This is a genomic window from Aeromonas taiwanensis, from assembly GCF_000820165.1.
GTDB classification, from domain to species: Bacteria; Pseudomonadota; Gammaproteobacteria; order Enterobacterales; family Aeromonadaceae; genus Aeromonas; species Aeromonas taiwanensis.
The window spans coordinates 140,687-151,464 of sequence record NZ_CDDD01000013.1 but is presented as its reverse complement, the minus strand read 5'-3'; the positions used below and the strand labels follow the sequence as shown (position 1 = coordinate 151,464).

Genomic DNA, 10,778 nt, shown 5'->3' with positions numbered 1-10,778 from the left:
CCGCCTGGCAGGCCTTCCCGCTCTCGTCCAAGAACCACGCCGACGTGCCGGTGCGCATCAAGCGCGGCAACAAGGAGGAGGTGATCCACTTCCTCATCTCCCACCCGACCCCACCCATCTTCGCCAACGCGGCGCGCCACAACGTCAGGCACAACCGGGCCGAAGTCGCCTTCTGGCAGGATTACGTGGAGAGCGCCGGCTACATGGTGGACGACGCGGGCAAGGCCGGTGGCCTGCCCGCGGATGCCAGGTTCGTCATCGCCGGCGATCTCAACGCCGATCCCCAGATTGGCGATGGGGATCTCACCGCCATTCAGGATCTGCACAACCATGTGCTGGTCAATCAGGCCGTCACCAACGGCGCCCTGATCCCGGTCAGCCAGGGTGGCCCCGAGTGCCTCGCCAGCCAGCCGGATCAGTGCAAGCGCAACAACAACCGCCCCACCCCGGAGCGCATCACCAGCAGCAGCGGCCTGCAGCTTGACCACGTGCTGCCCTCCGCCAACCTGAACGCGGTCGCCTCCGGCGTGTTCTGGCCGGCCAGCTTCGAGCCTGGCTACCACCTGGTGTATGACGCCANNCGCCTGCGGCTTGCGGCGAAAATCAGCGTTTGCTAATACTCCGCGTCCATCGGATGAGCATCCCTTTCGAGATAGTGTGCCGTGGCTTTCGAACAATTCGCGCTCGTGATATCTCTCTTCCAGCAGCTCTGCGTCTATCTGGTGATCGCCTGGCTGCTCTCCAAGACGCCGCTGTTCATGCCGCTGACCCAGGTGACCCTGAGCTGGCCCCACAAGATCCTCTGCTACCTCATCTTCTCCGGCTTCTGCGTCATGGGCACCTACTTTGGCCTCAGGGTAGAGGACTCCATCGCCAATACCCGTGCCATCGGCGCCGTGCTGGGGGGCATCGTCGGCGGCCCTGTGGTGGGCCTGCTGGTGGGGCTCACCGGCGGCATCCATCGCTACTCGCTGGGGGGTTTTACCGCACTCGCCTGCACCTTCTCCACCATCGCCGAGGGGCTGCTCGGCGGCCTGGTGCACCGCCACTTCGTCGCCCGCCACCGGCTCGACCTGCTGTTCAGCCCCTGGGTGGTGGGCTCGGTGGCCCTCATCGCCGAGCTGATGCAGATGGGCATCATATTGCTGGTGGCACGCCCGTATGACGACGCCGTCCACCTCATCGAGAGCATCATCGCCCCCATGCTGGTGGCCAATACGCTAGGGGCCGCCATGTTCATGCGGATGATCCTCGATCACCGCGCCATGCTGGAGAAGTATTCGGTCGCCTTCTCCGCCCGCGCCCTCAAGATCGCCGAGCGGGCGATGCGGGTGCTGGACAAGGGCTTCACCCAGCAGGCGTGCCAGCAGATGGCGCGCATCCTCTACGAGGAGACCGGGGTGGGCGCCGTAGCCATCACGGATAGGGAGAAGCTGCTCGCCTTTATCGGCATCGGCGAGGATCACCACCTGCCGGGCACCGCCATCAACTCGGCCCACACCTTCAAGGCGATCCAGAACAACGAGGTGGTCTATGCCGACGGCAACCTCATCCCCTACAGCTGCAACCTGCATCCCCAGTGCCGGCTCGGCTCCTCGCTGGTCATTCCGCTGCGGGGGGAAGAGGGGTCGGTGGTGGGCACCATCAAGCTCTACGAGCCCAAGCGCAAGTTCTTCTCCTCCATCAATCGCACCCTGGGAGAAGGGATTGCCCGCCTGCTCTCCGGCCAGATCCTGGCCAGCAAATACAACGAGCAGAAGCGGCTGCTGGCCCAGTCAGAGATCAAGCTCTTGCAGGCGCAGATCAACCCGCACTTCCTGTTCAACGCCCTCAACACCCTGGCGGCGGTGATCCGGCGCGACCCCGAGGATGCCCGTACCCTGGTGCACCACCTCTCCACCTTCTTTCGCAAGAACCTCAAGCGGCAAGGGGACGAGGTGACCCTGGCCGACGAGCTGGAGCACGTGAACGCTTATCTGCACATCGAGCAGGCCCGCTTCGCCGAGCACCTGAGCGTGGAGACCCATATTCCCGAGCCGCTGCTGGAGTATCGGCTGCCCACCTTCTCCCTGCAGCCCATCGTCGAGAACGCCATCAAGCACGGCATCTCCCAGATGTTCGAGCCCGGCCGACTCACCCTGACGGCGCGCCAGGAGGGCGAACAACTGGTGCTGGAGGTGGAGGACAACGCCGGCCTCTATCAGGCCAGGCGGGAGGAGAGCGGCCTTGGCATGAACATAGTGGACCGACGCATCAAGGCCCGTTACGGCGCCGAGTACGGGGTCACCATTCACTGCGAGCCCCATCAATCCACCCGGGTGAGGATCACCCTTCCCCTGCAGGAGAGCCCATGCTGACCGCCCTTATCGTCGACGATGAACCCCTCGCCCGCGAGGAGCTGCGGCTGCTGCTGGAGCAGGCGGGCAACATCCGCCTGCTGGGAGAATGTGGCCACGCCATGGAGGCGCTGCCCGCCATCCATCGCCTCAAGCCCGACCTGCTGTTTCTCGACATCCAGATGCCACGCATCAGCGGACTGGAGCTGGTGAGCATGCTGGACCCGGACTTGCGCCCTCACATCGTCTTCATCACCGCCTATGACGAGTTTGCCCTGCGCGCGTTCGAGGAGAACGCCCTCGACTACCTGCTCAAGCCGGTCACCGCACAGCGGATGAACAAGGCGCTGGAGCGCATCCACCGGCTGCTCTCGCCAAAGGGGGAGCTGGCGGGCCAACCGCTGCCGGACCCGACCCGCATCGCCCAGCCCCTGCGCAGCATCCCCTGCTGCGGCCACAACCGCATCCTGCTGCTGCCCCTTGGCGAGGTGGAGTTCGTCCACAGCGATCTGGCCGGCAACAAGGTGGTGAGCGCCCAGCAACAGGGCACCACGGAGCTGACCCTGCGCACGCTGGAGGAGAAGACCGGCTTCGTGCGCTGTCACCGCCAGTACCTGCTCAACCCGGGCCAGATCCGCGAGATCCTGCTGCTGGACGGCGGGCTGGCGGAGGTGGTGACCCAGGGCGGCCACAAGGTGCCGGTGAGCCGCCGCTACCTCAAGCCCCTCAAGGAGCTGCTCGATATTCCCTGAGGAGCGGGCCACTCACTCCGCTCCCCTGCCCGTTACCGCTCACCCGCTTGCCGCGCCCGCCGGCTCATCCCTCAAACCGCTCGGGGTCGCTTTTCTGCCGCTCGCGGGCGGCCCTCTGCCACTGACCTTTTCTGCGCTCCCCTTTCCCCACCGCCTGCGTAGAGTGCAGCCTGAGCCCGGCCAGATTGGCCGCAGGAAAAGGAAACTCCATCATGCAACACGCAATCACCTTCGTCATTGCGGCCCTCTGCATCCTCGCCATCGCGTATCGCCTCTACGGCGTGTTCTTTGTGCGCAAGGTGCTGCGGGCCGACGACAAGCTGGTCACTCCCTCCCACGAGCTGGAAGATGGCAAGAACTATGTGCCGACCAACAAGTGGGTCAACTTCGGCCAGCACTTCGCGGCCATCGCCGCCGCCGGCCCCCTGGTGGGCCCGGTCCTGGCCGCCCAGTATGGCTACCTGCCGAGCTTCCTCTGGCTGCTGATCGGCTGCGTCATCGGCGGCGCGGTGCACGACACCGTCGTGCTGTTCGCCTCCATGAAGCATCAGGGCAAGTCCCTCTCCGAGGTGGCCAAGGCCGAGCTCGGCCCCATCGCCGGCTGGTGCACGGGCCTTGCGATGCTGTTCATCATCACCATCACCATGGCGGGTCTCTCCATGGTGGTGGTGCACGCGCTGGAGCGTAACGCCTGGGGCGTGTTTGCAGTGTTCATGACCATCCCCATCTCCATGGTGGTGGGGATCTGGCACAAGCTGACCGGCAACCTGCAAGCCGCCTCCTGGGTGGGCTTCATCGCCGTGCTGGCCTGCGTCTTCTTCGGCCCCTACGTGCAGGAGAGCGCCTTCGGTGCCTGGCTGACCCTGCGTGCCGAGACCATCAGCCTGGCACTGCCGGTCTACGCCTTCTTCGCCACTGCCCTGCCGGTCTGGCTGCTGCTCACCCCGCGCGGCTACATCTCCAGCTTCATGAAAATCGGCGTGTTCGGCGCTTTGGTCATCGGCGTCATCTGCATCAACCCCGAGATCCAGTTCCCCGCCATGACCCAGTTCGTCCACGGCGGCGGCCCGGTACTGGGCGGCCCGGTCTGGCCCTTCATCTCCATCACCATCGCCTGCGGCGCCATCTCCGGTTTCCATGCCTTCATCGGCTCCGGCACCACCCCGAAACTGGTGGACAAGTGGAACGACATCCTGCCGGTCGCCTTCGGTGCCATGCTGGCAGAATGCGTGGTGGGCGTGATGGCGCTGATCGCTGCCACTGCACTGCACCCGGCCGACTACTTCGCCATCAACGCCACCCCGGAAGCCTTCGCCAAGCTGGGGATGCAGGTGGTGGACCTGCCCTTCCTCTCCCAGGAGATCGGCATGGACTTGAACGGCCGCACCGGCGGCGCCGTCACCCTGGCGGTGGGCATGTCCTACATCTTCACCAAGGTGCCCTGGTTCAGTAACCTCGCCTCCTACTTCTTCCAGTTCGTGGTGATGTTCGAGGCGGTCTTCATCCTGACGGCCGTCGACTCCGGCACCCGGGTCTCCCGCTACCTCATTCAGGATTTCTTCGGCGAGTTCTACCCGCCCCTCAAGCGCATCGACTGGATGCCGGGCGCCATCGGGGCCAGCGTGCTCGCCTGCGTGATGTGGGGGTATCTGCTGATGTCCGGTGATATCGGTTCGGTGTGGGCGCTGTTCGGGGTATCAAACCAGCTGATGGCCTCGGTGGGCCTCATCATAGGAGCCACCATCATCCTGCGTCTCGCCACCAAGCGCCGCTACATACTGACCTGCCTGATCCCGCTGGCCTACCTGTTCGTCACCGTCAACTACGCCGGTTACTGGATGATGCGAAACGTCTACTTCAACTCGGCCGCCAAGGGCTACAACCCGATGAACGGCGCCATCTCCCTCATCATGCTGGTGCTGGGTGCGCTGATCCTGATCTCCGCCCTGCGCAAGTGGAGCGAGCTGTGGAAGCGGCGCCAGCAGCCCGAGTTCCGGGTGGCCGAGGCGACCGCCTCCTGATCCGCCCCCCTCCCCAGACCCCGCCTCGGCGGGGTCTTTCATTGGCGCTGCACATTCATCCATTGGCATTGAACCGCCCCTTCGCTGTGGTTGAATGACTCCCCGGATCACAGAACCGCCCGGCCCGGGATGCTAGCATGCCCAGACGGCCACTTGGCCGCATCGGCCAACCTGGCCCTAGTGGCCCTCCCTCCTCCGCTTTCACTCTTTGAGGACAGCTTTCATGGAACTGCTTCTGCTCAGCAACGGCAAAACCACCGAACACCCCGGCCTGCTCGGCTGGGCCCGCGACCGGGTGCAGACCCTGCTCGCCCGCAAACAGGTCAAGCGCATCCTGCTCATCCCCTACGCGGTGATCCGCAGCGACTGGGATGCCCGCGCCCGCGAGCTCACCGAGAGCCTGGGGGTCGAGACCATCAGCATCCATCAGTTCGACGACCCCGTGGACGCCATCCACCGGGCCGACGCCATCTTCATCAGCGGCGGCAACACCTGGCGCCTGAACCAGCGGCTGCACGAGTACGGTCTGGTGGTCCCCATCCAGCGGGCGGTGCGCGAGCGGGGCGTGCCCTACGTGGGCTGGAGCGCCGGCTGCAACGTGGCCACCCCCAGCATCCGCACCACCAACGACATGCCGGTGTGCAGCGTCGCCGTACTGCCGGCGCTGGGCCTCTTCCCCGTGCAGATCAACCCCCACTACCTGGACGCCAGCATCAGCGGCCACATGGGGGAGACCCGGGACGAGCGCCTGGCCGAGTTCTGCGCCATCAACCCGAGCGAGCACGTGGTGGCCCTGCGCGAGGCGAGCCTGCTGCAGGTCAGCGGCGAGAACGGCCACGAGACCGTCGAGTACTGGAGCGCCCGCGGCGAGGACTTCAAGATCTTCCGGCACGGCGAGACGCCCCGGGAGTACCAGGACGCAGCGCCGCTGGCCGCGCTGACCCCCTTCATTCCCTTCACCCTCAGGGGCTGATTCCGCGCGCACGCGCAAATGAAAAGAGGGATGGCCAAGGCCATCCCTCTTTGCTGGTGACGCCGGCGCCCTACTCCAGGATCGCCAGCTCCTCCTTGCCGCCCCGCCCTGGCGCCTTGAGCAGCAGCACCAGCGGCACGGCGCACAGGCTGACCCACATCATCAGGCGAAAATCCTGCAGGTAGGCGAGCAGGCTGGCCTGCCGGGTCACCTCCCCATTGAGGGTGGCGAGCCCCTTGGCCGTCATCAGCTCCGCCATGCCCGTCCCCTGGTGCAGACCGGTGTTGAAGGGGGTGATGTAGGCGGCGAACACCTCATGATTCATCTGGGTGCGCTGGGCCAGGTAGGTGATCACCACCGAGATGCCGATGCTGCTGCCGATGTTGCGTACCAGGCTGAACAGCGCCGTCCCCTCGTTGCGATAGCGCGGCGCCAGGGTCGCGAAGGTGACGGTGGAGAGCGGCACGAAGATGAAGCCGAGCCCCAGCCCCTGGATGATGCCGGTGCGCACTATGTCCCAGCTGCCGATGTCCGTGTTGAACAGGGTCATCTCCCACATGGAGAAGCTGGTGAGCAGCAGCCCCGAGAGGATGAGATAGCGGGCATCCACCCGACCGGACAGGCGCCCCACCAGCATCATGGCGAACATGGTGCCGACCCCGCGCGGGGCGAGCAGATAGCCCACGTCGATCACCGGGTACCCCATCAGTCCCTGCATGAAGGGGGGCAGCAGGGTCATGGTCGCGAGCAGTATGATGCCGACGATGAAGATGAACACCAGGCCGACGCTGAAGTTGCGATCCCGGAACAGGGCCGGCTCGATGTAGGGATGCGGGTGGGTGAAGATGTGCACCACGAAGAGGTAGAACGCCATCACCATCAGGGCGGTCTCGATGATGATCTCCCGGCTCGCGAACCAGTTCTGGGATTCCCCTCTATCCAGCGCCATCTGCAGCGCACCGATGCCGAGGCTCAGCAGGGCGAAGCCCAGCAGATCGAAGCGGCGGCTGGCATCGATCTTCGTCTCCTCGATGAAGGCGGCGAGCCCGAACCAGGCCAGCAGGCCGAACGGCAGGTTGATGTAGAAGACCCAGCGCCAGTTGTAGTACTCGGTGAGCCAGCCCCCCAGCGACGGCCCCAGGATGGGGCCCACCATGACCCCAATGCCCCAGAGCGCCATGGCGGAGCCGTGTTTCTCCGGCGGGTAGGTGTCCAGCAGCACCGCCTGGGAGAGGGGCACCAGGCTGGCGCCGAAGATCCCCTGCAGCAGGCGGAACAGCACTATCTGCTCCAGGCTCTGGGCCGCGCCGCACAGCATGGAGGCGACCGTAAAGCCCGCCACCGACCACATGAACAGCCGCTTGCGGCCAATTCTTGCCGAGATGAAACCGGTCAGCGGCATGAAGATGGCGGCCGCCACTATGTAGGAGGTGAGCACCCAGGAGATCTGGTCCTGGGTCGCCCCCATGGCCCCCTGCATGTGGGGCAGGGCCACGTTGGCGATGGTGGTGTCCAGCGCCTGCATGATGGTCGCCACCATCACCGACAGGGTGATGAAGGTGCGACGGGAGACCTGGTCGGCCTCCTCTGTGGCTGCGCTCGTCATATCAACCTCGGCTCGACCAGCCGGGCAGGGAGCGCTGGTGACCGGTGTCGATCTCGGCGATGGCGCTCAGCCCCGCCCGCAGGGTGGGCAGATCCGCCCCCGTGTCCAGCTTGATCCGCACCGCCACGCGCTGGGCGATCTTGACCCAGTTGCCGGTGGCGTTCTGGGCCGGGATCACCGAGAACTCGGAGCCGGTGGCCGGGCTCAGACTCTCCACCACCCCGGTCCAATGGGCATCCGGGTAGGTGTCCACGCTGATGTCGACCCGCTGGCCAGGCTGCACATGGGTCAGCTCCGTCTCGGTGAAGTTCGCCTCCACCCAGGGGGTGTCGGTCTCCACCAGCATCATGGCGGTCATGCCCGCGATCATGTACTGGCCCGGCTTGGGCAGCTGGCTGGCGACGCCGTTGGCGGGGGCATAAACGGTGGTGCGAGCCAGATCCAGCCTGGCCTTGGCCAGTCCGGCGGCGGCTTCCCGATAAGCGGGCTGCTGCTCCACCGGCAGGTTCACGTCCCCGCTGAGGGAGGCCTCAATCTTCTTGAGCCCCTCCTCCAGCGCCACCTGCTGCTGGGCTGTCTGTATGGTGAGCTGGCGCGCATCGTCGTAATTGGCGGTAGAGGTGAAGTGCTTGGCCACCAGATCCGCCTGGCGGTGTTCCTCCTTCACGGCATAGGCATGGCGGGTGCGGGCCACGGCGATTTCGGCCTGCTGGCCCCGATAGCTGGTCTGCAGCGCCACCAGATCGGTGCGCACCTTGGCGAGTTCCGCCTCGGCCTTGGTCACGGCGACCCGGAAGGATTCGGGATCCAGCTCGAACAGCGGCTGGCCGGCCTTGACCTGCTGGTTCTCGTCGACGAACACCTTGGCTACCCGGCCCAGTACCTCGGTACTGATGGGCACCTTGTCCGCTTTCACATAGGCGTTGTCCGTCTCGACATAGCGTCCGCCCTGCAGGTAGATGGCCCCCGCCCCGAGCAGCACCAGGGCCGGCACCACCACCAGCAACAGCAGGCGGGTGCGGCGCCGATTGGCCGCGGGACGGGGGGAAGAGGGTGAGTCATGGGTCATGAGATCGCTCCGCATTGGTTGCGTCAAACAAAAAGAATCAGGAGTGGCAGAGGTTGGCACGCAGGATCTTGAGGGAGTGGCACAGGGCCTCTGTCGCCTCCTCCCCCAGCTCGCCGATGGCCCTCTGATGCACCAGGTCGGCGGCCCGCTTGATCATCGCCAGGTGGGGGGTGGCCGCCTCGGTCAGAAACAGCTGATAGGCCCGCCTGTCATGGGGATCACTGCGCCGCTCCACCAGGCCGCTCTCCGCCAGCTGATCGAGCTGGCGGGCCAGGGTGATGGGCTGGATGTCGAGCCTATCCGCCAGATCCACCTGGCGGATCCCCTGGCTGCGCGCGATATGCACCAGGGCCCTGGCCTGTGCCAGGGTGAGGCCGCTGCCCTCCAGCTGCTGCTGGAACTGGCGGCGCATCAGGCGCTGGACGTCCCCTATCAGGAAGCCGAGGGTGTCGGGCTGTTTGTTCATGGCATGCCACCTATATAGTAAGCTTTGCTCATTATAAGCAAAGATAAGTTGTGTGCAAGCTGGCCCCGGCCGCCGTTTGAGTTCATGCTGGGGATCACCACCCCAACGGCAGGAGAAACGCGATGAACATCAGGATGGAGAGGGACAGCCTGGGGGAGATAGCCGTCCCGGCGGACAGGCTGTGGGGGGCCCAGACCCAGCGCTCCCTGCACCACTTCAACATCTCGGGAGAGCGCCAGCCCATGGAGATCATCCATGCCCTGGCCCGCATCAAGTCCGCCAGTGCCAGGGTCAACCACGCCCTGGGGCTGCTGCCCGCCCGCAAGGCCCAGGCCATCATGGCCGCCGCCGACGAGATCCTGCGCGGCCTGCACGACGCCGAGTTCCCCCTGATGGTCTGGCAGACCGGCTCCGGCACCCAGACCAACATGAACCTCAACGAGGTGCTGGCCAACCGGGCCAGCGAACTGCTCGGCGGCCCCCGCGGGGAGGCGCGCCTGGTGCACCCCAACGACGAGGTGAACCGGAGCCAGTCCAGCAATGATGTCTTCCCGAGCGCCATGAACCTGGCGGCCGTCACCGCCATCACGGGCCACCTGCTGCCGGCCCTCGCCGCCCTGAAGCAGACCCTGGCCGGCAAGGCCGCCGCCTTCGACCACATCGTCAAGATTGGCCGCACCCACCTGCAGGACGCCACCCCCCTCACCTTGGGGCAGGAGATCTCCGGCTGGGTCGCCCAGCTGGAGCAGGGGGAGCGCCACCTGCACGCCGCCCTGCCCCATCTGTGCGAGCTAGCGCTCGGCGGCACCGCGGTCGGCACCGGCCTCAACTGCCCTCCGGGCTTTGCCGAGGCGGTGGCCAGGACCCTGGCGGAGCAGACGGGACTCACGCTCGTCAGCGCCCCCAACAAGTTCGAGGCCCTGGCGGCGAGCGATGCCCAGGTCTTCGCCCACGGCGCCCTCAAGACGCTGGCGGCCTCCCTCATGAAGATCGCCAACGACGTGCGCTGGCTGGCGAGCGGCCCCCGCAGCGGGCTCGGCGAGATCATCATCCCGGAGAACGAGCCCGGTTCCTCCATCATGCCGGGCAAGGTCAACCCGACCCAGTGCGAGGCGCTCACCATGCTCTGCGCCCAGGTGATGGGCAACGACGTGGCCATCAACATCGGCGGCGCCAGCGGCAACTTCGAGCTGAACGTGTTCCGGCCCATGATCGCCTACAACTTCCTGCAGAGCGTGCGGCTGCTGGCGGACGGCATGCGAAGCTTCCACGATCACTGCGCCGTCGGCATCACCCCGAACCAGGCCAGGATCGACGATCTGCTGGCCCGCTCCCTGATGCTGGTCACCGCGCTCAACCCCCACATCGGCTACGACAAGGCCGCCGAGATCGCCAAGCTGGCGCACCGCCAGGGGCTCAGCCTGAAGGAGGCGGCCATCGCCTCCGGCCACCTCAATGCGGAGCAGTTCGATGCCTGGGTGATCCCCGCCGACATGGTGGGTCGCGGCGAACAAGGAGGCGCCTGACCCGTAAAAAAGCAGGGGCGCCGTGGCGC

At 66.0% G+C, this 10,778-nt stretch carries 9 protein-coding genes; 6 read left to right on the top strand and 3 right to left on the bottom strand.

What is annotated here, in order from left to right; all coding sequences use genetic code 11:
• The 5 genes from BN1136_RS02840 to pepE all read left to right on the top strand — a co-directional run.
• A partial coding sequence (locus BN1136_RS02840; RefSeq protein WP_043808019.1) for an endonuclease/exonuclease/phosphatase family protein occupies positions 1–617 on the top strand: 617 nt, incomplete at its 5' end.
• Between the two features lie 45 nt (positions 618–662).
• Entirely contained in the window at positions 663–2,357 is a 1,695-nt protein-coding gene (locus BN1136_RS02835; protein WP_043808018.1) for a sensor histidine kinase, read from the top strand.
• On the top strand, positions 2,351–3,088 hold the full coding sequence (gene btsR / locus BN1136_RS02830; RefSeq protein WP_043758439.1) for a two-component system response regulator BtsR: 738 nt from the start codon (positions 2,351–2,353) through the stop codon (positions 3,086–3,088). The genes BN1136_RS02835 and btsR overlap by 7 nt, the downstream gene beginning before the upstream one ends.
• 212 nt (positions 3,089–3,300) lie before the next feature.
• Complete coding sequence (locus tag BN1136_RS02825; protein WP_043758437.1) at positions 3,301–5,109, top strand: carbon starvation CstA family protein; 1,809 nt, start codon at positions 3,301–3,303, stop codon at positions 5,107–5,109.
• Positions 5,110–5,332: 223 nt separating this feature from the next.
• Entirely contained in the window at positions 5,333–6,082 is a 750-nt protein-coding gene (gene pepE / locus BN1136_RS02820) for a dipeptidase PepE (RefSeq protein ID WP_043758434.1), read from the top strand.
• Positions 6,083–6,152: 70 nt separating this feature from the next.
• Here the strand turns inward: pepE and BN1136_RS02815 are convergent, their stop codons facing one another.
• From BN1136_RS02815 to BN1136_RS02805, 3 genes are read right to left on the bottom strand one after another with little or no spacing between them, the layout of a single operon-like run.
• Positions 6,153–7,688: a DHA2 family efflux MFS transporter permease subunit gene (locus BN1136_RS02815; protein ID WP_043758433.1), complete on the bottom strand. Its 1,536-nt coding sequence runs from the start codon at positions 7,686–7,688 to the stop codon at positions 6,153–6,155.
• Between the two features lies 1 nt (position 7,689).
• Positions 7,690–8,757 carry an HlyD family secretion protein gene (locus BN1136_RS02810; protein ID WP_043758430.1) on the bottom strand — a complete coding sequence of 356 codons (1,068 nt, stop codon included), beginning with the start codon at positions 8,755–8,757 and terminating at the stop codon, positions 7,690–7,692.
• 37 nt (positions 8,758–8,794) lie between these two features.
• On the bottom strand, positions 8,795–9,223 hold the full coding sequence (locus BN1136_RS02805) for a MarR family winged helix-turn-helix transcriptional regulator (RefSeq protein ID WP_043758426.1): 429 nt from the start codon (positions 9,221–9,223) through the stop codon (positions 8,795–8,797).
• A 122-nt stretch (positions 9,224–9,345) separates the two neighbouring features.
• Here BN1136_RS02805 and fumC point away from each other — a divergent pair, with 122 nt between their 5' ends.
• On the top strand, positions 9,346–10,749 hold the full coding sequence (gene fumC, locus BN1136_RS02800) for a class II fumarate hydratase (protein WP_043758422.1): 1,404 nt from the start codon (positions 9,346–9,348) through the stop codon (positions 10,747–10,749).
• Positions 10,750–10,778 lie beyond the last annotated feature (29 nt).